Genomic DNA, 26,255 nt, shown 5'->3' with positions numbered 1-26,255 from the left:
GTGGACCGCGTCGCCGTGCTGGGCGCCGGGTCGTGGGGCACCGCGTTCGCGAAGGTGCTCGCCGACTCCGGCACCCCCACCGCGCTGTGGGCGCGCCGGGACACGGTCGCGGACGAGATCAGCACCAGCCGGGTCAACTCCGGGTACCTGCCGGGCGTGCGGCTGCCCGACAACCTCACCGCCACCGCGTCCGCCGAGCAGGCCCTGGACGGCGCGCGGGCCGTGGTGCTGGCCGTGCCCAGCCAGACCCTGCGGGAGAACCTGGCCGCGTGGCGACCCGCGCTGCCGCCGGACTCCACGCTGGTCAGCCTGGCCAAGGGCGTCGAGCTGGGCACGCTCAAGCGGATGAGCGAGGTGGTGCGCGAGGTCGCGGACGTGCCCGAGGACCGGGTCGCCGTGGTGTCCGGGCCGAACCTGGCGCGCGAGATCGGCGCCGAGCAGCCCACCGCGACGGTCATCGCCTGCACCGACCACGACCGGGCCGTCGAGCTCCAGCGCGCCTGCACGAACCCGTACTTCCGGCCGTACACCAACACCGACGTCGTCGGCTGCGAGCTGGGCGGGGCGTGCAAGAACGTCATCGCGCTGGCCTGCGGCATGGCCGCCGGGCTCGGGTTCGGCGACAACACGATGGCGTCCATCATCACCAGGGGCCTCGCGGAGACCGCCCGCCTCGGCGCCGCGCTGGGCGCCGACCCGCTCACCCTCGCGGGACTGGCCGGGCTCGGCGACCTGGTGGCCACCTGCGCGTCCCCGCTGTCGCGCAACCGCACGTTCGGGGAGAGGCTGGGGCGCGGCGACACGCTCGCGCAGGCCCAGGAGGCCGCGCACGGGCAGGTCGCCGAGGGCGTGAAGTCGTGCACGTCGATCCACGCGCTGGCGGCGCGGGTCGGCGTCGACATGCCCATCACCGACGGGGTGCGCCGGGTGTGCCACGACGGGCTGGACCCGAGGGTCCTGACCGCCGCGCTGCTCGGCCGCGAGACGAAGGCGGAGCGCTGATGGGCACACCGGGTGGCGCTGGGGAGTCCGGCGCTGGGGAGTTCGGGGCCGGGGAGTCTGGTGCGGCGGGGTGGGGCGACGGGACGCGGGTGGTGCACAGCGCCGCCGTCGCGCCGGGCGAGCCGTTCCTGGCCGGACCGGTCCTCGCCGCGCCCTACCGGCTGGGCGGCGACGACACGTACGGGCGCGCGCACAACCCGACCTGGCGCGCGCTGGAGGCCGCGCTGGGCGGGTTGGACGGCGGCGAGTGCGTGCTGTTCCCGTCCGGCATGGCCGCGATCTCGGCGCTGCTGCGCACCGTCCTCGCGCCCGGCGACGTGCTCGTGGTGCCGTCCGACGGCTACTACCTGACCAGGACGCTCGCCGCCGAGCTGCGGGTCGAGGTGCGCGAGGTCCCCACGGCCGGGCCGTACCCGTCGTTCGAGGGCGTGCGGCTGGTGCTGCTGGAATCGCCGTCCAACCCCGGTCTGGACGTGTGCGACATCGCCGCGCTGGCCGAGGCGGCGCACGCGTGCGGCGCGCTCGTCGCCGTGGACAACACCACGGCGACCCCGCTCGGGCAGCGGCCACTGGAGCTGGGCGCGGACGTCGTGGTGGCCAGCGACACCAAGGCGGTGGCCGGGCACAGCGACGTGCTGCTCGGGCACGTGTCCACGGCGGACCCCGCGCTCGCCGAGCGGATCAGGGCCGCGCGCACGACCGGCGGGGCCATCCCCGGCCCGTTCGAGACGTGGCTCGCGCACCGCGGGCTCGGGACGCTGGACCTGCGGCTGGAGCGGCAGGCGGCGAACGCGGCGGCGCTGCACGCGGCGCTGTCGGGGCACCCGGCGGTGACCGGGCTGCGCTGGCCGGGCGCGGTCGGCGACCCCGCGCACGAGGTCGCCGCGCGGCAGATGCGGCGGTTCGGCGGGGTGCTGGTGCTCGTGCTCGCCGACGAGGCGGCGGTGGCGCGGTTCCTGGAGCGGTCCGAGCTGGTCGCGGCCAGCACGAGCTTCGGCGGGCTGCACACCACCGCCGACCGGCGCGCGCAGTGGGGCGACCCGGTGCCGGAGGGGCTGATCCGGCTGTCCGCCGGGTGCGAGAGCACCGAGGACCTGGTCGCCGACGTGCTGAACGCGCTGGGGTAGGGCGGGTCTTCCCGCCGGGGGCGCGCATGGTGTTCGTGCGCGCCCCTAGGCGTTCCGGGGACTGGTCGCGAGGTCGTGCGCGACGGTTCCGCCACCGGTGTCCCCGTCCAGCCACACCAGGTGCGCGCGCAGGTTCTCGGCGGCGGCGAACCGGGCGTAGAGCGCGAGCGCGTGCTCGACGCTCCCGGAGCGGGTGTGGTGGCCGTCGTCCACGGCGGTGGTCTCGGCGCGGTCGGGGAACGCCAGGCCGTAGGCGGCGACCTCGCAGTCCTCCCGGTCGCCGATCTCGTAGACGACGGCGAACGGCCGGGGCGCCTGCTCCCGCGCCTCCCGCGCCATCCACCGCCGGAAGGCGGAGGCTGTGCTCTCGGTGCCGGGGTCCTCGGGGCCGGTGTTCCCGTTGCCGGTGCTCTCGGGACCGTCGGGGTGCTGCTGCTCGGACAAGGGGGTCACACCTTCCCAGTGCTGGCTGCCGTGCTTGGGTCGTCGCTCTTTCGGGTGGTAATCAGCGGAATCGCCTCACCCGTCAGAGTGGGTTTTTCCGCATCGCGCGCCGCCCACAGCGCGTAGTAGGGCAGGGCGAGGACCACCGCCTGGGCCGGCATCTCCGCTACTGCGTCCGGCGTCGGCGGCCCGTCGCCGGGGCCGGGCAAACGCAGCACCGCGCGCAGCACGTCAGCGGCAGGCCCGACGGCGGACCACGTGACCGGCTGCGCGGCGAACGGGTTGCCCATGGGCGGCGACGGCGCCCGGTAGGCGACCGCCGTGACCGGGTCGCGGATCACCGCAACGTCGTAGGCCCGGTCCCGTCGGCGCAGGTAGGCCACGGACCTCGGGGCGGCGCGGCTCGGCCAGAAGGCGGACGCGAACCCCGCCGCTACCGCCTCCGCGACCAGCGCGTCGAACGGACCCGCACCGTGCATCCGACCCTCCCCCGTCGCGCCCGCCACCAGGCCCGATCTCCGCCCCGGTGGCGCCCCCGCGCTATGATGTGCCCACACAACAGTTGTTGTGCGCGCGCAGCCAGATGGCTGAGCACACTCTAATCTGGAAAATCCAGATCAGGGTCAGGCGCACGAGTGATTCAGAAAAACTAGGAATCACTCTGAGTAGCGAGTCGGTGACGGAACCAGTACATCCGGTGGTGCACAATCACGGCCATGGAGGAGCGCGACCCCGGTCCGGTGGTGCAGCGGCTGATCTACGGAGTGCGAGCGCGGGAGTACCGCGAAACCGCCAACCTGGAGCCGGTCGCCACCTGCGAGAAGCTCGACATCAAGCGCGTCGCCCTGTCGAAGTGCGAGGCGGGGCTGGTCGCCGACTCGGAGACGGCGACCGAGCGGAAGATCGTCCTCTACGGGCTCCTCGGCCCCGAGGCGGAGGAGTTCCGGCGACTGGGCAAGGAGGCGAGGAGGCGGGCGGCGCCCGAGCGGGTGACCGACCACGGGCGGCAGTACGTCGCCATAGAACGGGCCGCGACCGAGCTGCGCATGGCCTACCCGGAGGTGCCCGGCGCGTTGCAGACCGCCGCGTACGCGCGGGCGCAGTTCATGAACTCGCCGATCGTGCGGCCGAGCGACCTCACGAGCTGGGCGGAGGTGCGGGAGAGGCGGGGCGACCTGCTCGCGGAGGAGGTGGTGAAGGCCACCGGCAAGCCGCGCCGGGTGTCGCTCGTCATCGGGGAGGAGGCCCTGCACCGCATGGTGGGCGGCCGGGCGGTCATGCGCGCCCAGCTGCGGCGGCTGCTCATGTTCGCCGACCTGCCGCACTTCTCCCTGCGCGTCTTCCCGTTCAGCGCGGGCAGCTCCACGGCGCTGAGCTGCCCGTTCACGCTCCTGTGGATCGAACCCGCGAACGTGCACCTGGCCTACGCGGAGAACATCACCGGCGCGGACTACATGAAGACCACCCACCCGTACGTCGTCGCCTACGACGACGCGCAACGGCGGGCGCTGTCCGAAAGCGACAGCCGCGCACTACTAGAAAGTCGGGTCAATGAACTCTGAAGTCCGGTACACCGGTTCTTGGCGGAAGTCCGCTCGCAGCGGCAGCGGCGCGCAGTGCGTCGAACTGCGCTGCACGTCCGAGGCGGCGCGCGAGGTGCGCGACAGCAAGGCCCCGCAGGCGGGCGCGCTGTCGTTCGACGGCGCCGCCTGGCGCAAGTTCCTGTCCACCATCCAGCAGGGCTGATCCCTGACGACGCCTCTCCCGGCGGCTGCGTCGCCGGGAGAGGCGTTCACCTCAAGGGCTGCCAGTCGACCACGGTCGGCCGTGCGCCACCGCTGCTCATGTACTCGTGCGCTGCCTGTCGCACCAGGTCCAGCGGGATCTCGCAGTCCGCCGTGAACTCGGTGTCCGCGTTCATGTAGCAGTACAAGATCTGTCCGGTCACCGCCTCGCCACCGAGTGTGCGCCACTTGCCGCGGGCGTCCGAGTAGCAGAGCATCCCGACCCCGGCTCTCCCGTGGACGCCGACGCCGAAGATCGCGCGTTTCGGGCTGCCCACCACGAACAGCTCCACGATGGCGCGCCACCCCCACCCGACCGCCACGTCCAGCACGCGGTCCAGCTCCTCGGGCGTCCCGACGATCGCCGGCTCGTCCGATTCGTCGTCGTGCCAGGCTTTCAGCGCCACCAAGGCCCTGCTCCTCCGGTGCACCGGACGCGGGTGCGCGTCCCGCTTCCCCCTCGGCACGGGAGGTGGCAGGGATTCGCGAAGGCGTTCGATGTGGCCCGCCGGGTAGTCGACCGGAATCGTCGAGCCCAGCACCCCCACCTCGCCGAGCGGCCTGGCGCGCACCGCCTCAAGCCGCGCCACCGCGTCGCCCGGTCGAGGCAGCCCGTTCTGGACGCCACCCCACCCCCGGCAACTCCGGGCAGGCACTCAGCCCAGCAACCCCACCACCACCGGCAGCGCCGCCTCCAACTGCTCCCGAGTGCAAGCCCCGTACCCGATCGCCACCCCGTGCACCACCGGCACCCCCGCGTGGTGCCGCTCCAGCCCGTCCAGCCGCAGCCCCCGCCGCTCCGCCTCCGCCAGCACCCGCCGCTCCTCCTCCGCCGACGCCACCGGCACCACCACGTGCGCCCCCGCGTCGTCCCCCAGCACCGCCAGCCCCGCCGACCCCAGCGCGCCCACGACCAACCCCCGCCGCTCCGCGAACTCCCGCCGCAGCCGCCGCAAGTGCCGCCCGAGATCCCCGGTGCGCGCCAGTTCCACCAGCACCCGCTGCCCCGCCGCCGCCGGGCTCGTGCCGGTCCTGGCCCGGTGCTCCAGCACCGCCTCCGCGACCGCGCGCGGCGCCACCGACCAGCCGGCGCCCAGGGTCGGCGTGAGGATCTTGCTGGTCGTCCCGAGGTGCACGACCACGTCCGGCGCCAGCGCGGCCAGCAGCGGGAGCGGGGACACGTCGTAGCGCAGCTCGCCGTCGTAGTCGTCCTCCAGCACCAGCCAGCCGTCCCGCCGCGCCCGCTCCACCAGCGCCACCCGCCGCCCCGCCGACATCCGGCCGCCGAGCGGGTACTGGTGCGCGGGGGAGCAGTACACCGCGCGCACCCCGTCCGGCACGGCGTCCACGAGCATCCCCTCGCCGTCCACCGGCGCGGGCACCACGCGCAGGCCCAGCGCGCGCAGCGCCCCCACGGCCCGCTGGTAGCCCGGTTCCTCCACGGCCACCGCGTCCCCCGGCGACAGCACCGCCAGGCCGATCTCGAACAGCGCCGCCGTGGTCCCGCCGGTGGCCAGCACCAGGTCCGCGCGCGGACCGCCCCGGACCGCCAGCCCCCGGTGCCGCAGCAGGTGCTCGGCCACCGCCGCCCGGTACTCCGGCAGCCCGGCCCGGTGCGGGCGCAGCAGCGGCGGGGCGTCCGCCGCCGCCCGCCACGCCCGCCGCCACGCCGCCCGCTCCAACCCGCCGCCCCACGGCGACCCCGGCGCCAGGTCCACCAGCTCGCGCGGCGGCTGCTCGGTGAACCGCGTCGCGGTCCCCGGCGCCCCCGGCGGCGTCGTCGTCACGTACGTGCCCGACCCGTGCCGCCCGGCGATCCAGCCCTCCGCGTGCAGCTGCTCGTAGGCCGCGCTCGTCACCGTGCGGCTCACCGCCAGCTCCTTCGCCAGCGCCCGCGTCGACGGCAACCGGTCGCCGCTGCGCAGGCTGCCGTCCGCCGCCGCCGCGCGCAGGGCGTCCGCGAGCTGCGCGGCCAGCGGCTCGGGCGAGGAGCGGTCCAGGGACAGCGGCAGGTCCGACACGGCCAAAGTGGCATCCCTCGATATCGTCCGATTGGCACTTGAGAGGGTGCCACTTCCTGCCGATCATAAGCGGCATGACGCTGGAAACCACTCCCCGCAGCACCATCAAGCGGGGCGCGAAGCGGTCCGTGCCCGAGCGGGACGCGTTGCACGCCGTGCTGGACGCGGGACTGGTCTGCCACCTCGCCGTCGTGGTGGACGGCGCCCCGCTCGTGCTCCCCACCGGCTACGGCCGCGACGGCGACACCCTGTACCTGCACGGCTCCACCGGGGCCCGCTCGCTGCGCGAGGCGGCCGAGGGGGTGCCGGTGTGCGTGGCGGTGACGCTCCTGGACGGCGTCGTCTACTCGCGCTCGGCGTTCGACTTCTCGATGAACTACCGCAGCGCGGTCGTCCACGGCACGGCGGTGCAGGTGGACGACCCGGAGCGCAAGCTGCACGGGCTGCGCGTGCTGACCGAGCACCTGGCCCCCGGCTCGTGGGACGTGGTGCGCGAGCCCAACCGCAAGGAGCTGTCGGCGACGCGGGTGCTCGCGGTCGACCTGGCGGAGGCGTCGGTGAAGATCCGCACCGGCCCGCCGGGGGACGAGCCGGAGGACGTCGAGGCGGGCCTGGTGTGGGCGGGCGTGCTGCCGCTGACGACGTCCTGGGGCGAGCCGGAGCCGTGCCCGCAGCTGCCCGAGGGGTTCGAGGTGCCCGAGCACGTGGCCAAGCGCGCCTGACCCGGCGCCGAGCGCGGACCGCCCCCGACCGGTGATCCGGTCGGGGGCGGTCCGCGTCGGTCGTCAGGAGGTCGTCAGGAGGTCGCGGGGGTTTCCGGGATCGGGGTGTAGCGGACCGGGCGCATGGTCCGGCCGCCGTCGCGGTACACGTGCAGCGTGACCGCCGGGTCGGTCCCGTCGTTGCGCACCTGGTGCGCGTAGTCCGGGCCGAACACGCGGGACTGGCCCGCGCGCAGGTGGTGCAGCGCCTGGCTCGCGCCGGAGCCGACCACCTCGGTGAGCGAGCCGCTCACCACGGTGAACGCGCCGGAGGTCAGCCCGTGGTCGTGCAGGTCGGTGCGCTGGCCGGGCAGCCAGCTCATCAGCCACACCTCCTGGTCGCCGGAGCCCTCGACGAGGGTGGCGAACCGGTGGTCGGGGTCGTAGCGGAGCAGGTGGGCCCACCGCTCGCGGCGGGCGGCGAAGGCGAGCGCGACGCGCACGGGGTGCGGCACGACGCGGGTCTCGGGCAGGGCGATCGTGTTCTCCGGAACGGCGAACATGGTTCCTTCTCGGGAGTTCGGTGCACGAGCGGCGCGACCGGGCGAAGCGGTCAGCGGCCGAGGACGGGCGGGACGATCACCGAGGAGAACAGAGCGCGCTGGCGACCAGGCCGAGGTCGATGTGACCCCGCCCGTCGATCATGGCGCGGAAGGACATGTCGACGAGGGTGGCAGCGCGCGGCCCCGAGCGGCAAGCCCGTCCCAGCCCGTGGACCGAGGTGCGGGGGGCGGCTGGGACGCGGCGGAACTTGAGCTCCCGGAGGGGTGAAGATCGGCCCCGCGGACGGGCGCGGGCGCGCCGGGGGAGCGGTCCGCCGGACCCGGCTCGAACGGATGACCACCATCCGAATGACGTGTCACACCCCGTTCCGCGCTCACCCACCCCACCGCGCGCCCGACCGGGTTCCGACTCCCGTCCCCGACCCGCGCCACCCACCCGGACCGCCCCGCTCGCCCACCCCGTCCCGGCCTGCGCGGACCTCCCGATCACCGGGCCGAAAAAACACGAATAGGCTTCAGGTTGCCCGAACGTGACGGGAACGACTCTCCGTCCGCTGGCAGGCTGACCCCGTACGCCATCCGGGTAAGGTCCGCGCATGACTCAGCGCAAGACCAAGGTCGCCGTGGTGTTCGGCGGGCGCAGCAGCGAGCACACCGTCTCCTGCGTTTCCGCAGGCAGTGTCCTCGCCCACCTGGACCGCGAGCGGTTCGAGGTCGTCCCCGTGGGCATCACCCGGCAGGGGGCCTGGGTCGTCGGTTCCGGCGACCTCGCCGCGCTGGAGATCCGCGACCGGCAGATGCCCACGGTCGACGCGCTCGTGCCCGTCTCCGGCGGAGAGCTGACCACCGTCAGCCCCGACTCCGCGCTCGACGGCGTCGACGTCGTCTTCCCGCTGCTGCACGGCGCCTGGGGCGAGGACGGCACCGTCCAGGGCCTCCTGGAGCTCGCCGACCTGCCCTACGTCGGCCCCGGCGTCCTCGCCAGCGCGGCGGCGATGGACAAGGAGTTCACCAAGACCATCCTGCGCGCCGCGGGCCTCGAGGTCGGCAGCTTCGCCGTGCTGCGCCGCGACCAGGCCACGCTGAGCGAGGCCGACCGCGACCGCCTCGGCCTGCCGCTGTTCGTCAAGCCCGCCCGCGCGGGCTCCTCGGTCGGCATCACCAAGGTCACCGACTGGGCCGACCTGGACGCCGCCATCGCGTTCGCCCGCCAGACCGACCCCAAGGTCATCATCGAGGCCGCCGTCACCGGCCGCGAGGTCGAGTGCGGCGTGCTGGAACTGCCCGACGGCCGCGTCGAGGCCTCGCTGCCCGCCGAGCTGCGCGTGGTCGGCGGCGGCGTCGACTGGTACGACTTCGACGCCAAGTACCTGGACGACGTCTGCGAGTTCGACATCCCCGCGAAGCTGGCGGACGACACCACCGAGCGGCTGCGCGCGCTGGCCGTCGAGGCGTTCCGCGCGCTGGACTGCCAGGGCCTGGCCCGCGTCGACTTCTTCGTCACCGAGGACGGCGGCCTGGTCGTCAACGAGATCAACACGATGCCGGGCTTCACGCCCATCTCGATGTACCCGCGCATGTGGGAGGTCACCGGCACCAGCTACCGCGACCTGCTGACCACCCTCGTGGAGACCGCGATCGCGCGCGGCACCGGCCTGCGCTGACCCGCCTGCCCGGCCGGGCCGGGGACCACCCCGGCCCGCGCCGGGGACCCGATCAGGCCGGGGAACCAGATCAGCTCGGCCCGACCGCGTCCACCTGCCGCGCGGCCAACGAGTCCCGCACCGTCGTCGACACGTCCTGCAGCGGCCCCGTCCCCGAGTCGGACGGCACGGTCAGCGCCACGTACACCGGCCGGTCCACGACGAACCACGTCGTCGACCCGCCCTCGGACACCTCGATCCACTGCACGTCCGAGATCGACCGCAGCTGCGAGTCCGGCTTCAGCTCGGCGGGCCGGTCCAGCCCGCACCGCAGCACCACCGGGTCGTGCTCCGCGTCGCCCCACGCCACCGCGCCGGCGGGCGCGGGGTTGGCGAGCTCGCGCCGGGGCAGCGTGACCCCGTTGGACACCAGCTTCATCGGCAGCCCGCTCAGCAGCGCCGCGCACTCGTCGGACCCGGCGGCCGCTGCGGGCACCGGCACGAGCGCCAGCGGCCCGCTCCGGTCCGGCGCGGTGGTGTCCGCCACCGGGTCGTCCTTCACCCCCGCGCCGAAGAACAGCCCCGCCGCCGCGACGCCTGCGGCGAGCAGCGCGGGCAGCCCGACGGCCACCACGAGCAGCGGACGGGGCAGCGCGGGTGTCGGTTCCGGTTCCTGAGCCACGCGGCTATGACAGCACGCGGCTAGACGCGCACCACCGGGCAGGTCAGGGTTCGGGTGATGCCGTCGACGGCCTGGACCTTCGTGATCACCAGCTCGCCGAGCTCGTCCATGGTCTCGCCCTCGGCGCGGACGACCACGTCGTACGGACCGGTGACGTCCTCGGCGGTGACCACGCCGGGCATTCCGGAGATCTCAGCCGCCACCGCGGCGGCCTTCCCGACCTCGGTCTGGATGAGGATGTATGCGTGCACCACGGCGTGCCCCTTCGTCGTGCAAGGTTAGGTCGGGGTAGGAACGTGGTCAGCAACGTACCCCAGTCGGGGTTCCGAATGCTCAGAACGGGAGGCAATCGTGCGTCCGGAGCCGCCGCCCCACGCGGATACGGTCGCTGAAGTGGGTGAGTTCGGTCTCATCCGCCGAGTGACGGCGGGCCGGACCCAGCCACCCACCACGCTCCTCGGGCCCGGTGACGACGCGGCCGTCGTCGCCGTCTCCGACGGCCGCGTGGTGGTGTCGACCGACGTGCTGGTCGACGGCGTCCACTTCAGACTCGACTGGTCCTCCCCCGAGCAGGTGGGCAGGAAGGCCGCCGCGGTGAACCTCTCCGACGTGTGCGCGATGGGCGCGAAGCCCACCGCGCTGCTGATCGGGATCGCCTGTCCGGCGGACACCCCGACCGCCCTCGTGGAGGGCATCACGAGCGGCCTGTGGCAGGAGGCGGCGGTCGCGGGCGCGGGCGTCGTCGGCGGCGACATGACCAGCTCCGCGACGCTGGTGATCTCCGTTACTGCGCTGGGGGACATGGGTGGGCTAGAACCCGTGACCCGCTCGGGCGCGCGGGTCGGCGACCTCGTCGCGGTCTGCGGCAGGCTCGGCTGGGCGGCGGCGGGCCTCGCCGTGCTCGGCAGGGGCTTCCGCTCGCCGGTCGCGGTGGTCGGCGCGCAGCGGAACCCCGAACCCCCCTACCCGGCGGGACCGCAGGCGGCGGCGGCCGGGGCCACCTCGATGATCGACGTCTCGGACGGGCTGCTGGCCGACCTCGGGCACGTGGCCGACGAGTCCGGTGTGGGCGTCGACATCCGCACCGAGCTGCTCCAGGTGCACCCCCGGCTGCTCGACGTCGCCTCCGCGCTCGGGGCCGACGCCCGGCACTGGGTGCTCACCGGCGGCGAGGACCACGCGCTGGCCGCGACGTTCCCCGACCAGGGCTCGATCCCGGACGGCTGGCAGGTCATCGGCAGCGTCCGACCGGGTGGCGGGGTCACCGTGGACGGTCGCGGGTACGAGAAACCCCCCGGCTGGGAGCACTGGCGCTAGTACCCTGGTCCATGTGGAACTATGCATGATCGCGTATGACCATCCAGACGCGGCGAAGCTCATCGCCGACCTGCAGCAGGTCTACGTGGACCGCTACGGCGACCAGGACATCACCCCGGTCGACCCCGAGGAGTTCGCGGCGCCGCACGGGCACTTCCTGGTCGGCTACCTCGACGGCGCCCCCGTCGCCTGCGGCGGGTGGCGCGCGCACGACACCGCGTTCGACTCGGTCGTCCCCGGCGACGCGGAGCTCAAGCGCATGTACGTCGTGGAGTCCGCGCGCGGGCGCGGACTCGCCCGGCTGGTGCTCGCCGCGCTGGAGGAGGCCGCCTCGGCGGCGGGCAGGCGCAGGCTCGTCCTGGAGACCGGCACGCTCCAGCCCGAGGCGATCGCGCTCTACACCCGCGCCGGGTACCGGCGCATCCCCAACTTCGGCGTGTACCGGTGCGAGCCCAACAGCCTGTGCTTCGCCAAGGAGCTGCGCCCCGCCCCGGTCCGCGGCGCCGAGCCGCGGGCCGTCGCGGGGGCCGACGGGACCTGACCCGGCTGGGTAGCGTGGCCCCGTGGCCATCTACGCCCTCGGCGACCGCGAACCCGCCATCCACCCCGACGCCTACGTGCACCCCGACGCCACCGTCATCGGCGACGTCGTCCTCGGCCCCTTCGCCTCGGTGTGGCCGAGGGCCGTGCTGCGCGGCGACTACGGGCGGATCGAGGTCGGCGCGCGCACCAGCGTCCAGGACGGGTCGGTGCTGCACTGCACCGAGGAGCACCCCACCACGATCGGCGCCGAGTGCGTCATCGGGCACAACGCCCACGTCGAGGGCGCGACGATCGCCGACCGCTGCCTGATCGCCTCGGGATCGGTGGTGCTCAACGGGAGCGTGGTCGAGACCGGCGCGGTCGTCGGCGCGGGCGCGGTGGTCTCGTTCAACGGCCGCGTGCCCGCGCGGGCCATGGCGCTGGGCGTGCCCGCGCGCGTGCGCGAAGGCCACGAGGTGCCCGACAACGCCGTCGCGTTCATCGTGGACGAATACGTTCAGAACATCGCCGCGTACCGGGAACTCCGGCGCCTGGACTGAGATACGGTTCCGCCGTGGGACGTCCTTTGGAAGAAGTCGTCGAAGAGGGCTGGGCGCGGGCACTCGCGCCGGTGGCCGACCAGATCAGCAAGATGGGGGATTTCCTCCGGGATGAGGTCGCCGCGGGGCGCACCTACCTGCCCGCGGGGGAGAACGTGCTGCGGGCGTTCAAGCAGCCGTTCGACGGCGTGCGCGTGCTGATCGTGGGTCAGGACCCGTACCCGACACCGGGGCACGCGGTGGGCCTGAGCTTCTCGGTCTCGCCGGAGACCCGGCCCATCCCCAAGAGCCTGCAGAACATCTTCGCGGAGCTGGGCGCCGACCTCGGGCACCCGATGCCGTCCAACGGCGACCTGACGCCGTGGACCGAGCAGGGCGTGCTGCTGCTCAACAGGGTGCTCACGGTCCGGCCGCGCAACTCCAACTCCCACCAGAACAAGGGCTGGGAGAAGGTGACCGAGCAGGCGGTGCGCGCGCTGGCCGCGCGCGGTGTGCCGCTGGTGGGCCTGCTGTGGGGCCGCAACGCCCGCAACCTCCGGCCGCTGCTGGAGCCTTACCCGTGCGTGGAGGGCGTGCACCCGAGCCCGATGTCCGCCGCGGGCGGGTTCTTCGGCTCGAAGCCGTTCAGCCAGGTGAACGCGCTGCTGGAGCAGCAGGGCGCCGAGCCGGTGGACTGGAAGCTGCCGTAACCGGTCGGCAGGCGCGGTGGACCGCCCACCGCGCCTGCCGCTCGACCGTTCCCTGCGCCCGACCGCTCAGCGCCCGACTGCTCAGCGCCTGACCGCTCAGCGCCCGACCGCGAGGCGCCCGACCGTCCTCAGCGCGCGGACCGCTCGGCGAGCGCGCTCAGCACCCGCACCGCCGCCACGAGGTCCGTCGGGTCGATCCCGTCCACCCGCCGCCGCGCGATCGCCAGGTGCGGCCCGGCCGCCCCCGCGCTGCCGCGCGAGCCCCGCGTCGGTGAGCACCGCCACCGCGCCCCGCCCGTCGTCGGGCGCCTTCTCCTTCTCCAGGAGCCCGAGCCGGACCATCGCGTCCACGACGCGGGTCACCCGGCTCCCGGACAGCGCCACCGCCGAGGCCAGCTCGCTCATCCGCAGCCGCCGCTCCGGCGCCTCCGCGAGCATCAGCAGCACCGCGTACTCGGTCATCGACAGGCCGGTCGCCCGCGTCATCTCCTCGTCCAGCACGCGCGGCATCAGGTGCGAGACCCGGCCCAGCGCGCGCCACAGCGCGTCCTCGTCCGCCGACAGCTCCCGAAGCTCTCCCACGGCGCCCACCCTGCCCTCCCCGAGGTTGCGTGCGCAAGCGAGCATATAGTTACCTGCGCACGCAAGTACATCGCCCGGAAGGAACCCCGTGAAGATCCTCGTCATCGGCGCCACCGGCTACGTCGGCAGCCGCCTCGCCCCCGCCCTGCGCCGCGCGGGCCACACCGTCCTCGGCCTGACCAGGGACCCCGCCTCGCCAAGGGCCCGCGCGCTCGCCGCAGCCGAGGTGATCCCCGTCGCGGGCGAGCTCGGCGACCCGGCGAGCTACCGGGCGCACCTGGCGGGCGTCGACGCCGTCGTGCACCTGGCGATGGACCTCGGCGACCCGGCCGGTTCGGACCGCGCCCTGTTCGCCGAGCTGCTCGACGCCGGCTCCCCGCACCTGGTCTACACCACCGGCTGCTCCAGCTACGGCCGCGTCGACGCCCCCGTGCTCGACGAGACCACCCCCGGCAACCCGGACAGCCCGCTGGCCTTCCGCTTCGCCCTGGAGCGCGAGCTGGCCGCGACCGGCCTGCCGCACACCGTCCTGCGTCCCGGCTTCGTCTACGGCGGCGACGCCCGGACCTCCCAGAGCGGCAACTGGTTCGCGGCGGGCCGCGACGGCCGCGCGGTGTTCTTCGGCGACCGCGCCAGGTCGTGGACCTGGGTGCACGTGGACGACCTGGTCGACGCCTGCACCGCCGCCGTCGACCTCCTGGCCGAGGTGGACGGCGAGGTGTTCTGCGTCGGCGAGGAGGACGCCCCGACCGCGCTGGAGGTCTTCACCGCGTGCGTGCGCGCCGCGGGCCACACCGGACCGGTCGAGTTCGCGCCGATCACCGAGGCCGGTTGGCTCGACCAGGCCGCCGACCAGGACGAGGTGATGACCAGCGCCAAGGCCCGCAGGCTCCTCGGCTGGACGCCGCGCCGCACCGGCGTCCTGGCCGACGTGGACACCTACTTCACCGCGTGGGCGTCGGCGTGAGCGACGCGCGCCCGGTCGCCGACCTCCCCGCTAGGCCGCTCGCCTGGCGCGAGTGGAAGCCGGTCACACCCCTGCCTGCCGTGGCGGGCCGCACGGTGGTCTCCCCGGAGGCCGAGGAGTTCCTCGCCTGACCGCGAGCACCCGCGAACACCCGCAGAAAAAGCACTGAGCCCCGGACTCCGAGGAGTCCGGGGCTCTACGCGTATCCAGGGCGCAGCACTCAGCCGCGCACCACCTTGCCCGCCTTCAGGCACGAGGTGCACACGTTCAGCCGCTGGCGCTGCGAAGAAGAAACCTTCGCGCGCACGGTCTGGATGTTCGGGTTCCACCGGCGGTTGGTGCGCCGATGGGAGTGCGAGACCGACTTGCCGAAGCCCGGCCCCTTGCCACAGACGTCGCACACGGCAGCCACGTCAGCCACTCCTTCAGGTTTCCTCAGCGGTACTCACGCCCCGGCGGGCGCGCAAGCGTGCACAAGCCTCAGCCGGGCATGGCAACCTGGACAGGGTAGCCGGTGGCGGGTGGGCCCACCAAACCGGGGCTTAAGTAGGCTCGCGGCGTGCAGGCTCTCGACGCTTCCGCGATCCGCCGCTGGGCGGATGCCTGCGTGCGGTCGCTGGCCGCCCACCGCGAGGACATCGACCGCATCAACGTGTTCCCGGTCGCCGACGGCGACACCGGCACGAACCTCCTGCAGACCATGAGCAGCGCGCTCGACTCGCTGCTCCGCTCCAACCCCAGCGGCGCGGGCACGGCGCTCAGCGCGCTCGCCAAGGGCGCGCTCGCGGGCGCGCGCGGCAACTCCGGAGTGATCCTGTCCCAGGTGCTGCGGGGTCTGGCCGAGGCGGTCGGCACCGCCTCCACGGCGACCGGGGCCTCGTTGCGCAAGGCGCTGCTGCGGGCCGACGAGCTGGCCGTCGAGGCGGTGTCGGCCCCGTCGCCGGGCACCGTCCTGTCCGTCCTGCGCGCCGCCGCCGAGGCCGCCCGCGACTGCCCGAGCGACGAGCTGGGCGAGGTCGCCTCCGCCGCCTCCCGCGCGAGCGCCGCCGCGCTCGCCGAGACCCCGAGGCAGCTCGCGGTCCTGGCCCGCGCGGGCGTGGTCGACGCGGGCGGTCGCGGCCTGGTCGTCCTGCTCGACGCGCTGGCGGGCGTGGTGACCGGGCACGTCCCCGAACCCGTCGTGCCCAGCCGGGTCCCGCGCCCGGCCGCCGCCCTCACCACCGCCCGCGAGTCCGGTTCGGCGGACTACGAGTACGAGGTCATGTACCTGATCGACGGCCTGGCGGGCGCGGGCGCCGACCGGTCCGACCGGTCGGCCGAGGAGGAGGCCGCCGCCGCGCTCCGGACCGCGCTGCGCGCGCTCGGCGACTGCGTCTCCGTGGTCGGCGACGGCGACGGCCTGTGGACCGTCCACGTGCACTGCACCGACATCGGCGCGGCCGTCGAGGCGGGCGTCGAGGCGGGCCGCCCGCACCGCATCACCGTGTCCCGCTTCGCCGACCAGGTCGCCGCCCAGGCGGGCCGCTTCACCCGCGACCGCGCGGTGGTCGCCCTGGTGCGCGGCGACGGCGTGGCCGAGCTGTTCGAGGGCGAGGGCGCGGTCGTGCTGCGCGTCGCGGGCGCCCTGGACCCGGCCGACCTGCTCGCCGTGCTCACCGGCACCCGCGCCCGGCACGTCGTGGTGCTGCCCGGCGTCCCCGACCTCCGGTCCGAGGTGGACGACGCGGTCTCCCAGGCCGTCGCGGCCGGCCAGGACGCGGTGGTCGTGCCCATGACCTCACCGGTGCAGGCGCTCGCCGCGCTCGCCGTGCACGACGCGTCCCGCAGGGCGAACGACGACGTGGTGGCGATGGCCGAGGCCGCCGCCGCGACCCGCAGGGGCGAGATCGGCCACGCCGTCCAGGAGGCCATCACCTGGGTCGGCCGCTGCCTGCCCGGCGACCTGCTGGCCCTGCTGGACGGCGAGGTCGTGCACGTCGAGCCCGCCCCCGGCGACCGCACCGGCCTGGCCCGCGACCTGGTCGACCTGATGCTCGTGCCCGGCGGCGAGCTGGTCACCGCCCTGCTCGGCGAGGACGCCCCGGACGGCCTGGCCGAGGCGCTGGAGGCGCACCTGCGCGTCGCGCACCCCGAGGTCGAGCTGGTCGTCTACCCCGGCGGCCTGCCCGGCGCGGTGCTCGTGGTCGGCGTCGAGTAGCCGCGCCGTGCCCACGACGCGACTGTCGGTCCCCAGTAGTTCAATGGGCAGGCGATGACGACCTTCGACGACAGCCTCGTGCCGCTGCTGGGGCAGAAGACCGCCGACGCGCTGGAGACCGGCCTCGGCCTGACCACCGTCGGCGACCTGCTGCGCCACTACCCGCGCCGCTACGACGAGCGCGGCAAACTCACCGAGATCTCCGGGCTGGAGCTCGGCGAGCACGTCACCGTGCAGGCCCGCGTCAAGTCCGCCCGCCTCAAGAACATGCGCGCGCGGCGCGGCGAGATGCTCGACGCGGTCATCACCGACGGCACCAGCGAGCTGCACCTGGTGTTCTTCGGCCGGGGCTCCCGCAAGGTCGAGCGCGAGCTGCTCCCCAACACCAAGGCCATGTTCGCGGGCAAGGTCGGCATCTTCAACGGCAAGCTCCAGCTGGCCCACCCCGACTACGAGATCGTCGACGGCCTCACCGGCGCCGACGACGGGGGCGGCGCGGTGACGGCGTCGAAGTTCGCGGACGCCTTCATCCCCGTCTACCCGGCGGCCCAGGGCATCCAGTCCTGGAACGTGGCCAAGTGCGTCGAGCAGGTCCTGGCGGTCTGGGACGGTGTCGAGGAGGACCCGCTCCCGGAGGAGCTGCGCGAGTCCGAGGGCCTGATCACCCTGGAGAAGGCGCTCCGCGACATCCACCGCCCGGACGGCTGGCCCGCCGTGACCGTGGCCCAGCAGCGCCTCAAGTGGGACGAGGCACTGGCCGTGCAGCTCGCGCTGGCCCAGCGCCGCCACTCCGCGACCGCCCGCCCCGCCTCGGCCTGCCCGCGCGTGGCGGGCCGGGTGGCGGACGCCTTCGACGCCAGGCTGCCCTTCGAGCTCACCGCAGGGCAGCAGGCCGTGGGCGACCGCATCGCCGAGGACCTCTCCGCCACCCAGCCCATGAACCGCCTCCTGCAGGGCGAGGTCGGCTCGGGCAAGACCATGGTCGCCCTGCGCGCCATGCTGCAGGTGGTCGACTCCGGACGGCAGTCCGCCATGCTCGCCCCCACCGAGGTCCTCGCGGCCCAGCACGCCCGCTCCCTGCGCGAACTCCTGGGCGACCTCGGCCAGGCGGGCGAGCTGGGCGGCGCGGAGCACGCCACCCGCGTCACCCTCCTCACCGGCTCCATGCCCGCGGCTCAGCGCAAGAAGGCCCTGCTGGAGATCATGACCGGCGAGGCCGGGATCGTCGTGGGCACCCACGCCCTGATCCAGGACAAGGTCGCGTTCGCGGACCTCGGCCTGGTGGTCGTGGACGAGCAGCACCGCTTCGGCGTGGAGCAGCGCGCCGCCCTCAGCGCGCGCCCCGGCAGCGCGGTCCCGCACGTCCTGGTCATGACCGCGACCCCGATCCCGCGCACCGTGGCCATGACCGTCTACGGCGACCTGGAGGTCTCCGCGCTGCGCGAGCTCCCCGGTGGGCGCTCGCCCATCAAGACCTCGGTGGTGCCCACCGCGGAGAAGCCCCAGTGGCTGGACCGCGCCTGGCAGCGCATCCACGAGGAGGTGGGCAAGGGCCACCAGGTCTACGTGGTCTGCCCCCGGATCGGCGACGGCGAGGACGAGGACGGCAAGCCGCCCAAGGAGAAGGGCGACCCCGACAAGCGCCCGCCCCTGGCGGTCGTGGACGTGGCCAACCGGCTGGCCGCAGGGCCCCTGAAGGGCCTGCGCATCGACATCCTGCACGGCCGCCTCGCGCCCGACGACAAGGACGCGGTCATGCGCGCCTTCGCCGCCAACGAGGTCCAGGTCCTCGTGGCGACCACCGTCGTGGAGGTGGGCGTGAACGTCCCGAACGCCACCGTCATGGTCATCATGGACGCGGACCGCTTCGGCGTGAGCCAGCTCCACCAGCTGCGGGGCCGCGTCGGCCGGGGCAGCGCCCCTGGTCTGTGCCTCCTGGTCAGCGAGATGCCCGGCGCCTCCGCCACGATGCAGCGCCTCCGGGCCGTCGAGTCCACCCTGGACGGCTTCGAGCTGGCCCAGCTGGACCTCGAACTCCGCCGAGAGGGCGACATCCTCGGCGCGGCCCAGTCCGGGACCCGCAGCGGCCTGAAGATGCTCTCCCTGCTGCGCGACGAGGACACCATCGAGGCCGCGCGCGTGGTGGCGCAGGAGATCGTCGAGCGCGATCCCGACCTCGGCGCCCACCCCGGACTGGCCACCCTCCTCGCCGGCGTGCTGGACGAGGAGCGCGCGGACTACCTGGAGAAGACCTAGACGAGTAATTCCTAAGTCGGTCAGTGGTCGTAGGCCGTGAGGGATCGGGTGACGGGTTGGCCGGTGGCGCGGTTGTGCCAGATGGCGGCGGTCAGGGCTAGAAGTCGTTGGGCGACGCGGACTCCGACGCCCTCGATAGTGCGCCCGCCATGCTGTTCCAGGTCCACCTGGCCCTTGAGCGTGTCGTTGACCGACTCGATGAGCTGACGGATGGACTTGAGCAGCGGCTCGCCGGGATGCGGGGCCCGGTTCCGGTAGGAGGGCCGGATCAACCGGACCCCGCGCTCGTGCAGGAAGCGGTCCAGTTCCCGGGAGACGTAGCCCTTGTCGGCGATGATCAGCAGTCCGGGTCGGTCGGCGAGCAGGTTGGGCTCGTGGTCGCAGATCGCCATGAGCACCTCCCGCTCGTCGATCTTTGGATCGGTCAACGCCCAGGCGACGGGTAGTCCGGTCGGGGTGCAGACCAGATGCAGGCGCAGGCCCCAGAACCAGCGTGAGTGCGATCGGCAGTAGCCGTACTTCGCCCAGCCGGCCAGTTCCTAACGCTTGACCGTGGGGCGGGAGCGGCCGCACTCGACCGGGGTGGAGTCCACGATCCAGGTCGTGTCGGTCCACAGGTCGGTGTCGGCCGCCAACCAGCGCATGGCCTGCTTGACCAGGGGCAACGCCGCGCGTAGGCGGCGGTTGTAGCCGGACTGGCCGGGCAGGTACGGGAACGCGTCGGGCGTCCGGGCGGGCAGGAACCGCAGCCAGCGGGCCTCGGAGGTGAATCCGAGCAGGGCTTGGGCCACCGCGAGGGTGACCAGTTCGGCGTCGGTCAGTTTCGGTGGTCTGCCGAGGCGGGTCCTGTCCACCAGATGGTCGTCGATCTTGACGTAGAGTGCGGTGAGAAGGGTGTTCAGGTCGGTCGTCACAAACTGATCTTGAACACCCTTCCTCCGTATCCGGTCACCGCCTCGACTTACGCATTACTCGTCTAGCCCCCGTTCCCGTCCTGACGCAGGGCTGACGCGCCCGCGGGTAGTGTCGTGCGACTGTGCGCCACTCCCGCCTGATCCCCGCTGCCGCCGCCGCTCTGGCCCTGGTCGTCACCGGGTGCTCCGCAGGCGCGCCGTCCACCGCCGCCGCCCCGCCCACCTCGGCCTCCGCCGACCTGCCCAAGGGCGACCTGGCGCAGCTCGCGGAGAAGGTCGACGCCCGCGTGGCAGCCCTGGGCAGGGCGAGGTTCACCACCGAGGGCTTCGCCGGCGACGGCGCGGGCGCCGAGGTCCGCAGCCAGGTCACCGGGTCGGCCCGCTGGCTGAACGGCGTGGTCACCTCGGCCATGACCATGAACGTCCAGACCAACGGCGCCACCCCGACCGTCACCCGCCTCGTCAGCGGGGTCGACGGCGTCTACGTGAGCGTCGACGGCGCCCCCATGCCCGCGGGCAAGACCTGGGGCTTCTACACCAAGCAGAACTCCGCCGAGGTCGACGCGCTCCTCCGGGGCTTCGGCCCGAGCGCCGTCGTGGGCGCGGAGCTGGACTACCTCGAACCCAGGGCCGCGATGATCGTCGGCAAGCGGCAGACGGCCGAGGGAACCCGCTACGACCTGGTCGTGGACCCGATGAAGATGGCCAAGGCGGTCGCCGACCCGGACATCCAGCTCCAGCACACCCAGCTCGCCGAGTACGGCGTGGTGATCCGCGCCGAGGTCGTGCTCGACGAGAGCGGCGCGCCCCGCGAGGCCGGGTTCCGCTTCGAGCTCGGTGGCGAGGACGTGCGCAGCTCCACCACGAAGTTCACCGACTGGGGCGCGGACGTCGACGTCTCGCCCCCGCCGGCGGACCAGGTCGTCCCCGCCGACCAGCTCCCGCGGTAGCCCGGCTCAGGGGGCGGACGAGCCCACCACCCGCGGGGGCCTGCCGCCCCGCGCCCACCCACGCCCCTGGGCCCCCGGACGCGCGAGAGCCCCGCAGGCCGGCGGCCGTGCGGGGCTCCCACCGCTCACCGGGTCAGGTGACGGGCAGCTGCGACTTCGGGATCTGCCGGGTGGGCGGCTCCTCCGGGTCCTCCGCCAGCCGGGGCAGGCTCGACACCGCCTGCTGCACCGCCTTCTGCGCCGCCGTGAACTGCTCGCTGAGCGACTTGTGCATCACCCGGAGCTCGCCGAGCTTGCGGTCCGCCTCGCCGATCCGCCGCGTGGCGTGCGAGTCGGCGTCGTCCGTCACCTGCTTGGCCTTGGCCTCGGCCTCCGCGACCGCCTTCTCGGCGGCGGCGTTCGCCTCGGCCACCGTCTTCTCGGCCACCGCCGTCGCCTCGGACGTGGTGCTCGCCGCGAGCGCGTTGGCCTCGGCCACGGTCCGCTCGGCCAGCTCGTTGGCGTCCGTGACGGTCTTCTCCGCGAGCGCGGTCGCCTCGGTCACGGTCTTCTCGGCCAGCGCGTTCGCGTCCGCCACGGTCTTCCCGGCCAGCGCGTTGGCCTCGGTCACGGTCCGCTCCGCCAGCGCGTTGGCGTCCGCGACCGTCTTCTCGGCCTTGCCCAGCGCCTCGGACTCCAGCTCGGCGATCTGCGCGTCCGACTCGGCCTTGAGCCGCGCGGCCTCCTCGGTGGCCCCGCCGACCAGCCGCGTGGCCTCGTCGTTCGCCGTCGCCAGCAGCTTCGCGGCCTCCGCCTTCGCCTCGACGACGTGCCGCTCGTGCTCCTTGCGGAGCGCGGTCTTCAGCTCGTCGTACTCCTTGTCGAGGTCGTCGTGGTAGACCTTGTACTTCTGCTCCAGCTCGGTCCGCCGCTGCTCCAGGTCGGCGTTCTTCGCCTCGAACTCGGCGGCCGACCGCTCGCGCTCCGTGCGCGCCTCCGCCATCAGCCCGGTGTGCTCGGCGGTCAGCTTGAGCCGCATCTCCTCGTGCGCGCGCTCCAGCTCCGCCTTGCGCTCCTCGTGCTGGCGCTCCAGCTCGGTGGTCCGCTGGACGTGCGCGGCCTCCAACTGCCTGCCGCGCGCCTCCAGCTCGCCCATCGCGCGCTGGTGCGCGGCCTGCCCCTCGGCGGCGGCCCTGGAGGCGTCCTCCCTGGTCGCGTTCGCCTCGTTCAGCGCGGCCTGCCGTATGTCGGCGATCTCCTCCTCGGCCAAGGTCATCATGACCCGCACGCGCTCGGTGACGTTCGAGGCGTTCAGCGGGCTGTTGGCGAGGCTGGCCAACTGGCCCTTGACCTTGTCCAGCTCGGCGCGGGTGCCTGTGAGGAGCTTCGTCAGCTCCGCCACCTGGGCGTTCGCGGCGTCGTGCGCGCGCGCCGCGTTCTTGAGGTCGAACTCCAAGCGCGTGACGCGCTCGTTCACCTGACGCTGGTTGTACCCGCGCAGGACGACGTCGAAATGCGTGCGGGCAGCAGGCTGCCCAGTCCCTTCAGCCCCGGCCATAATTCCCACACTACCGAGACGGACCCCCTGGTTGTCACCCGATGTAGCTAACGGCACGTGATCTTTTCGTGATCGGGCGTTATAAGGCGCTCACCGCGCGTCCGGACAGCGGGTGCGGGGGTCCCTCGCAGGGGGGAGGATCACCGCAGGTCGGGCCCGTGTCGAGCGATGTGGGAATGATGTCCGTCACGTGAGATGGATCTCCCGATTGGCGGGACGCGCACGGTAGCGTGCCCTGATTGCCATCGAGTGACCGGGAGGAACGCAGAATGTTCCGCAAGGTACTTGTCGCCAACCGCGGCGAGATCGCCATCCGGGCGTTCCGCGCCGCTTACGAGCTGGGCGCGGGCACGGTCGCCGTCTTCCCCCACGAGGACCGCAACTCCCTGCACAGGCTGAAGGCGGACGAGTCCTACGAGATCGGCGAGCCCGGCCACCCGGTGCGGGCGTACCTGTCCGTCGACGAGGTCATCAAGGCCGCGCGCAAGGCGGGCGCCGACGCCGTGTACCCCGGTTACGGCTTCCTCTCCGAGAACCCCGGACTGGCCAAGGCCTGCGCCGACGCGGGGATCACGTTCGTGGGTCCCCCCACCGAGGTGCTGGAGCTGACCGGCAACAAGGCCAGCGCCATCGCCGCCGCCCGCGCCGCCGGGCTGCCCGTGCTCAAGTCCAGCGACCCGTCCAGCGACGTCGACGCGCTGCTCGCGGCGGCCGACGACATCGGCTTCCCGGTGTTCGTCAAAGCCGTAGCGGGCGGCGGCGGGCGCGGGATGCGGCGCGTCGAGGACCCGGCCGCCCTGCGCGAGTCGATCGAGGCCGCGTCCCGCGAGGCCGAGTCCGCCTTCGGGGACCCGACGGTGTTCCTGGAGCAGGCCGTCGTCGAGCCCCGGCACATCGAGGTGCAGATCCTCGCGGACGGGCAGGGCGGCGTGATCCACCTGTTCGAGCGCGACTGCTCGGTGCAGCGCAGGCACCAGAAGGTCATCGAGATCGCGCCCGCCCCGAACCTCTCGCCGGAGCTGCGCGAGCGGATCTGCGGCGACGCGGTCAGGTTCGCCGAGCACATCGGGTACCGCAACGCGGGCACCGTCGAGTTCCTGCTCGACCCGCGCGGGAACTACGTGTTCATCGAGATGAACCCGCGCATCCAGGTCGAGCACACGGTCACCGAGGAGGTCACCGACGTCGACCTCGTGCAGTCCCAGATGCGCATCGCCTCCGGCGAGACCCTCGCGGACCTCGGCCTGAGCCAGGACACCGTGCAGCTGCGCGGCGCCGCGCTCCAGTGCCGCATCACCACCGAGGACCCCGCCAACGGGTTCCGCCCGGACACCGGCATGATCAGCGCCTACCGCTCGCCCGGCGGCTCCGGCGTGCGCCTGGACGGCGGCACCACCGGCGTCGGCACGGCCATCAGCGCCCACTTCGACTCGATGCTGGTCAAGCTGACCTGCCGGGGCCGCACGTTCTCCGCCGCCGTCGCCCGCGCCCGGCGCGCGGTCGCCGAGTTCCGCATCCGGGGCGTGTCCACGAACATCCCGTTCCTGCAGGCGGTGCTGGACGACCCGGACTTCTACGAGGGCCGCGTCACCACCTCGTTCATCGAGAAGCGCCCGCACCTGCTGACCGCGCGCTCCTCCGCGGACCGGGGGACGCGCCTGCTGACGTACCTGGCCGACGTGACGGTGAACCGGCCGAACGGCGCCCGGCCGTCCGTCGTGGACCCGAGGCTGAAGCTGCCGCCCGTCGACGTGTCCTCCGACCCGGCGCCCGGCAGCAAGCAGCGCCTGGACCAGCTCGGGCCCGAGGGGTTCGCGCGGTGGCTGCGCTCCAGCGAGCGCGTCGGCGTCACCGACACCACGTTCCGCGACGCGCACCAGTCGCTGCTGGCCACGCGCGTGCGCACCAAGGACCTGCTCGCCGTCGCGCCGCACGTCGCGCGGCTCACGCCCGAGCTGCTGTCGCTGGAGGCGTGGGGCGGGGCGACCTACGACGTGGCGCTGCGGTTCCTCGCCGAGGACCCGTGGGAGCGGCTGGCCGCGCTGCGCGAGGCGGTGCCGAACATCGCGCTGCAGATGCTGCTGCGCGGGCGCAACACGGTCGGGTACACGCCGTACCCCGAGGCGGTGACCAGCGCCTTCGTCGAGGAGGCCACCGCGACCGGCATCGACATCTTCCGCATCTTCGACGCGCTGAACGACGTCGAGCAGATGCGGCCCGCGATCGAGGCGGTGCGCGCCACCGGCACGGCCGTCGCCGAGGTCGCGCTCTGCTACACCGCCGACCTGTCCAACCCGGACGAGCGGCTCTACACGCTCGACTACTACCTGCGGCTGGCCGAGCAGATCGTGTCGGCGGGCGCGCACGTGCTCGCGGTGAAGGACATGGCCGGGCTGCTCCGCCCGCCCGCCGCCGCGAAGCTCATCACCGCGCTGCGCAGCGAGTTCGACCTGCCGGTGCACCTGCACACCCACGACACCGCCGGTGGCCAGCTGGCCACGTACCTGGCGGCGATCCAGTCCGGGGTGGACGCGGTGGACGGCGCGGCGGCGTCGATGGGCGGCACCACCTCGCAGCCGCCGCTGTCGGCGATCGTGGCGGCGACCGACCACACCCCGCACGCGACCGGCCTGGACCTGGCGGCGGTGTGCGACCTGGAGCCGTACTGGGAGTCGGTGCGGAAGGTGTACGCGCCGTTCGAGTCCGGCATCCCCGGCCCGACGGGGCGGGTGTACAGCCACGAGATCCCCGGCGGCCAGCTGTCGAACCTGCGCACCCAGGCGGTGGCGCTCGGGCTGGGGCAGAAGTTCGAGGAGATCGAGGCGATGTACGCCGCCGCCGACCGGATGCTCGGCAGGCTGGTGAAGGTGACGCCGTCGTCCAAGGTGGTCGGCGACCTGGCCCTGCACCTGGTCGGCGCCGGGGTGAGCCCGGCCGAGTTCGAGGCCGAGCCGGGCAGGTTCGACGTGCCGGGTTCCGTCATCGGCTTCCTGCACGGCGAGCTGGGCGACCCGCCCGGCGGCTGGCCGGAGCCGTTCCGCAGCAAGGCACTGAAGGGCAGGGCGGCCCCGAAGGCGGTCGCGGAGCTGACCGAGGACGACCGCAAGGGCCTGGCCGAGAAGCCCCGCGCGACCCTGAACCGGTTGCTGTTCCCGGCGCCCACCAAGGAGTACCTGGCGCACCGGGACGCGTACGGCGACACGAGCGTGCTGAGCAGCAAGGACTTCTTCTACGGCCTGCGGCCGGGCGAGGAGTACCCGGTGGACCTGGAGCCGGGCGTGCGCCTGCTGATCCGCCTGGAGGCGATCGGCGAGGCGGACGAGCGCGGGGTCCGCACCGTGATGGCGGTCCTGAACGGCCAACTCCGCCCGATCCAGGTGCGCGACCGCTCGGTCGCGGCGGAGGTCCCGGCGGCGGAGAAGGCGGACCGCGCCAACCCGAACCACGTGGCGGCCCCGTTCTCGGGCGTGGTCCAGCCGTCGGTCGCGGAGGGCGACGAGGTCGACGCGGGGCAGACCCTGGCGACGATCGAGGCGATGAAGATGGAGGCCGCGATCACCGCGCCGAAGGCGGGTCGGGTGGCGCGGTTGGCGGTGGGGAACGTGCAGCAGGTCGAAGGCGGGGATCTGCTGGTGGTGTTGGAGTAGTTCCCAGGCGGGGTTCGGGTTTTGAGGGGCGGGCGTCTTTCGGGGCGTCCGTCCCTTTTTGTCTGCCTGGCGGTCGGTGATTCCGGACTGTTCGCAGCTTCGGGTGAAGGTTGTTGGTGTGGGGCGGTGGGGCTGGGATCGTGCCTGGTG

General features: G+C 73.6%; 26 protein-coding genes and 1 pseudogene. 16 read left to right on the top strand and 11 right to left on the bottom strand.

What is annotated here, in order from left to right; translation table 11 throughout:
• Together AMIR_RS29720 and AMIR_RS29715 are read left to right on the top strand one after the other, a co-directional pair.
• On the top strand, nt 1–1,002 hold the full coding sequence (locus tag AMIR_RS29720) for an NAD(P)H-dependent glycerol-3-phosphate dehydrogenase (RefSeq protein ID WP_015804690.1): 1,002 nt from the start codon (nt 1–3) through the stop codon (nt 1,000–1,002).
• Nucleotides 1,002–2,129 (top strand): cystathionine gamma-lyase, encoded by a 1,128-nt coding sequence (locus AMIR_RS29715; protein ID WP_015804689.1) that lies wholly within the window; start codon nt 1,002–1,004, stop codon nt 2,127–2,129. Before AMIR_RS29720 ends, AMIR_RS29715 begins: the two co-directional genes overlap by 1 nt.
• Before the next feature lie 45 nt (nt 2,130–2,174).
• Here the strand turns inward: AMIR_RS29715 and AMIR_RS36380 are convergent, their stop codons facing one another.
• Nucleotides 2,175–2,573 (bottom strand): hypothetical protein, encoded by a 399-nt coding sequence (locus AMIR_RS36380; RefSeq protein WP_049797001.1) that lies wholly within the window; start codon nt 2,571–2,573, stop codon nt 2,175–2,177.
• Nucleotides 2,574–2,578: 5 nt separating this feature from the next.
• Nucleotides 2,579–3,052 carry a hypothetical protein gene (locus AMIR_RS29705; protein WP_015804687.1) on the bottom strand — a complete coding sequence of 158 codons (474 nt, stop codon included), beginning with the start codon at nt 3,050–3,052 and terminating at the stop codon, nt 2,579–2,581.
• 237 nt (nt 3,053–3,289) lie between these two features.
• Here AMIR_RS29705 and AMIR_RS29700 point away from each other — a divergent pair, with 237 nt between their 5' ends.
• Together AMIR_RS29700 and AMIR_RS37865 are read left to right on the top strand one after the other, a co-directional pair.
• A complete protein-coding gene (locus AMIR_RS29700; protein ID WP_015804686.1) occupies nt 3,290–4,135 on the top strand; it encodes a helix-turn-helix domain-containing protein in 846 nt (281 codons plus the stop codon).
• Complete coding sequence (locus tag AMIR_RS37865) at nt 4,125–4,319, top strand: DUF397 domain-containing protein (RefSeq protein ID WP_015804685.1); 195 nt, start codon at nt 4,125–4,127, stop codon at nt 4,317–4,319. The genes AMIR_RS29700 and AMIR_RS37865 overlap by 11 nt, the downstream gene beginning before the upstream one ends.
• A 46-nt stretch (nt 4,320–4,365) precedes the next feature.
• On the opposite strand, the gene AMIR_RS37860 is transcribed toward AMIR_RS37865, so the two are convergent.
• Nucleotides 4,366–4,764 (bottom strand): Imm1 family immunity protein, encoded by a 399-nt coding sequence (locus AMIR_RS37860; RefSeq protein WP_015804684.1) that lies wholly within the window; start codon nt 4,762–4,764, stop codon nt 4,366–4,368.
• Nucleotides 4,765–5,013: 249 nt separating this feature from the next.
• On the bottom strand, nt 5,014–6,384 hold the full coding sequence (pdxR, locus tag AMIR_RS29690) for a MocR-like pyridoxine biosynthesis transcription factor PdxR (protein WP_015804683.1): 1,371 nt from the start codon (nt 6,382–6,384) through the stop codon (nt 5,014–5,016).
• 68 nt (nt 6,385–6,452) lie between these two features.
• Between pdxR and AMIR_RS29685 the strand changes: the two genes are divergently transcribed.
• Nucleotides 6,453–7,100: a pyridoxamine 5'-phosphate oxidase family protein gene (locus tag AMIR_RS29685; RefSeq protein ID WP_015804682.1), complete on the top strand. Its 648-nt coding sequence runs from the start codon at nt 6,453–6,455 to the stop codon at nt 7,098–7,100.
• A gap of 74 nt (nt 7,101–7,174) precedes the next feature.
• Here the strand turns inward: AMIR_RS29685 and AMIR_RS29680 are convergent, their stop codons facing one another.
• Nucleotides 7,175–7,642 (bottom strand): cysteine dioxygenase, encoded by a 468-nt coding sequence (locus tag AMIR_RS29680; protein WP_015804681.1) that lies wholly within the window; start codon nt 7,640–7,642, stop codon nt 7,175–7,177.
• A 596-nt stretch (nt 7,643–8,238) separates the two neighbouring features.
• On the opposite strand from AMIR_RS29680, the gene AMIR_RS29675 reads away from it, so the two are divergent.
• Nucleotides 8,239–9,306: a D-alanine--D-alanine ligase family protein gene (locus AMIR_RS29675; RefSeq protein ID WP_015804680.1), complete on the top strand. Its 1,068-nt coding sequence runs from the start codon at nt 8,239–8,241 to the stop codon at nt 9,304–9,306.
• A gap of 70 nt (nt 9,307–9,376) precedes the next feature.
• On the opposite strand, the gene AMIR_RS29670 is transcribed toward AMIR_RS29675, so the two are convergent.
• Together AMIR_RS29670 and AMIR_RS29665 are read right to left on the bottom strand one after the other, a co-directional pair.
• Nucleotides 9,377–9,967 (bottom strand): DUF3515 domain-containing protein, encoded by a 591-nt coding sequence (locus AMIR_RS29670; protein ID WP_041837121.1) that lies wholly within the window; start codon nt 9,965–9,967, stop codon nt 9,377–9,379.
• 20 nt (nt 9,968–9,987) lie between these two features.
• Nucleotides 9,988–10,221 carry an Lrp/AsnC family transcriptional regulator gene (locus tag AMIR_RS29665; protein WP_015804678.1) on the bottom strand — a complete coding sequence of 78 codons (234 nt, stop codon included), beginning with the start codon at nt 10,219–10,221 and terminating at the stop codon, nt 9,988–9,990.
• A 97-nt stretch (nt 10,222–10,318) separates the two neighbouring features.
• Between AMIR_RS29665 and AMIR_RS29660 the strand changes: the two genes are divergently transcribed.
• Genes AMIR_RS29660 through AMIR_RS29645 form a run of 4 tightly spaced genes read left to right on the top strand, consistent with a single transcriptional unit; the run spans nt 10,319 to nt 13,055 of the window.
• Nucleotides 10,319–11,284, top strand: coding sequence for a thiamine-phosphate kinase (locus tag AMIR_RS29660; RefSeq protein WP_015804677.1), 966 nt, complete (start codon nt 10,319–10,321; stop codon nt 11,282–11,284).
• Nucleotides 11,285–11,309: 25 nt separating this feature from the next.
• The gene (locus tag AMIR_RS29655; protein WP_015804676.1) at nt 11,310–11,825 is read left to right on the top strand and encodes a GNAT family N-acetyltransferase; all 516 of its coding nucleotides are present in this window, start codon (nt 11,310–11,312) and stop codon (nt 11,823–11,825) included.
• Between the two features lie 22 nt (nt 11,826–11,847).
• Nucleotides 11,848–12,366: a gamma carbonic anhydrase family protein gene (locus AMIR_RS29650; protein ID WP_015804675.1), complete on the top strand. Its 519-nt coding sequence runs from the start codon at nt 11,848–11,850 to the stop codon at nt 12,364–12,366.
• Between the two features lie 14 nt (nt 12,367–12,380).
• Nucleotides 12,381–13,055 (top strand): uracil-DNA glycosylase, encoded by a 675-nt coding sequence (locus AMIR_RS29645; RefSeq protein ID WP_015804674.1) that lies wholly within the window; start codon nt 12,381–12,383, stop codon nt 13,053–13,055.
• 96 nt (nt 13,056–13,151) lie between these two features.
• On the opposite strand, the gene AMIR_RS29640 is transcribed toward AMIR_RS29645, so the two are convergent.
• On the bottom strand, nt 13,152–13,637 hold the full coding sequence (locus tag AMIR_RS29640) for a MarR family winged helix-turn-helix transcriptional regulator (protein ID WP_245554555.1): 486 nt from the start codon (nt 13,635–13,637) through the stop codon (nt 13,152–13,154).
• Between the two features lie 88 nt (nt 13,638–13,725).
• Between AMIR_RS29640 and AMIR_RS29635 the strand changes: the two genes are divergently transcribed.
• Both AMIR_RS29635 and AMIR_RS42945 read left to right on the top strand, forming a co-directional pair.
• Nucleotides 13,726–14,604: an NAD-dependent epimerase/dehydratase family protein gene (locus tag AMIR_RS29635; protein ID WP_015804672.1), complete on the top strand. Its 879-nt coding sequence runs from the start codon at nt 13,726–13,728 to the stop codon at nt 14,602–14,604.
• On the top strand, nt 14,601–14,735 hold the full coding sequence (locus tag AMIR_RS42945; protein WP_280956256.1) for a hypothetical protein: 135 nt from the start codon (nt 14,601–14,603) through the stop codon (nt 14,733–14,735). The genes AMIR_RS29635 and AMIR_RS42945 overlap by 4 nt, the downstream gene beginning before the upstream one ends.
• A gap of 89 nt (nt 14,736–14,824) precedes the next feature.
• On the opposite strand, the gene rpmB is transcribed toward AMIR_RS42945, so the two are convergent.
• Entirely contained in the window at nt 14,825–15,016 is a 192-nt protein-coding gene (gene rpmB / locus AMIR_RS29630) for a 50S ribosomal protein L28 (protein ID WP_015804671.1), read from the bottom strand.
• 147 nt (nt 15,017–15,163) lie between these two features.
• Here rpmB and AMIR_RS29625 point away from each other — a divergent pair, with 147 nt between their 5' ends.
• The gene (locus AMIR_RS29625; RefSeq protein ID WP_015804670.1) at nt 15,164–16,801 is read left to right on the top strand and encodes a DAK2 domain-containing protein; all 1,638 of its coding nucleotides are present in this window, start codon (nt 15,164–15,166) and stop codon (nt 16,799–16,801) included.
• A gap of 54 nt (nt 16,802–16,855) precedes the next feature.
• On the top strand, nt 16,856–19,057 hold the full coding sequence (gene recG, locus AMIR_RS29620) for an ATP-dependent DNA helicase RecG (protein WP_015804669.1): 2,202 nt from the start codon (nt 16,856–16,858) through the stop codon (nt 19,055–19,057).
• Between the two features lie 20 nt (nt 19,058–19,077).
• Here recG and AMIR_RS29615 read toward each other — a convergent pair.
• A pseudogene (locus AMIR_RS29615) lies at nt 19,078–19,971 on the bottom strand (IS982 family transposase).
• Between the two features lie 122 nt (nt 19,972–20,093).
• Between AMIR_RS29615 and AMIR_RS29610 the strand changes: the two are divergent.
• The gene (locus tag AMIR_RS29610) at nt 20,094–20,921 is read left to right on the top strand and encodes a hypothetical protein (RefSeq protein ID WP_015804668.1); all 828 of its coding nucleotides are present in this window, start codon (nt 20,094–20,096) and stop codon (nt 20,919–20,921) included.
• Nucleotides 20,922–21,054: 133 nt separating this feature from the next.
• Here AMIR_RS29610 and AMIR_RS40740 read toward each other — a convergent pair whose 3' ends face one another.
• Entirely contained in the window at nt 21,055–22,458 is a 1,404-nt protein-coding gene (locus AMIR_RS40740; RefSeq protein ID WP_015804667.1) for a coiled-coil domain-containing protein, read from the bottom strand.
• Between the two features lie 269 nt (nt 22,459–22,727).
• Between AMIR_RS40740 and AMIR_RS29600 the strand changes: the two genes are divergently transcribed.
• Complete coding sequence (locus AMIR_RS29600) at nt 22,728–26,105, top strand: pyruvate carboxylase (protein WP_015804666.1); 3,378 nt, start codon at nt 22,728–22,730, stop codon at nt 26,103–26,105.
• Nucleotides 26,106–26,255: the final 150 nt, after the last annotated feature.

The sequence above is a fragment of the Actinosynnema mirum DSM 43827 genome (genome assembly GCF_000023245.1).
Taxonomy (GTDB): domain Bacteria; phylum Actinomycetota; class Actinomycetes; order Mycobacteriales; family Pseudonocardiaceae; genus Actinosynnema; species Actinosynnema mirum.
Note: the sequence above shows the minus strand (reverse complement) of the source record. Positions and strands in the feature narration are given on the sequence as shown.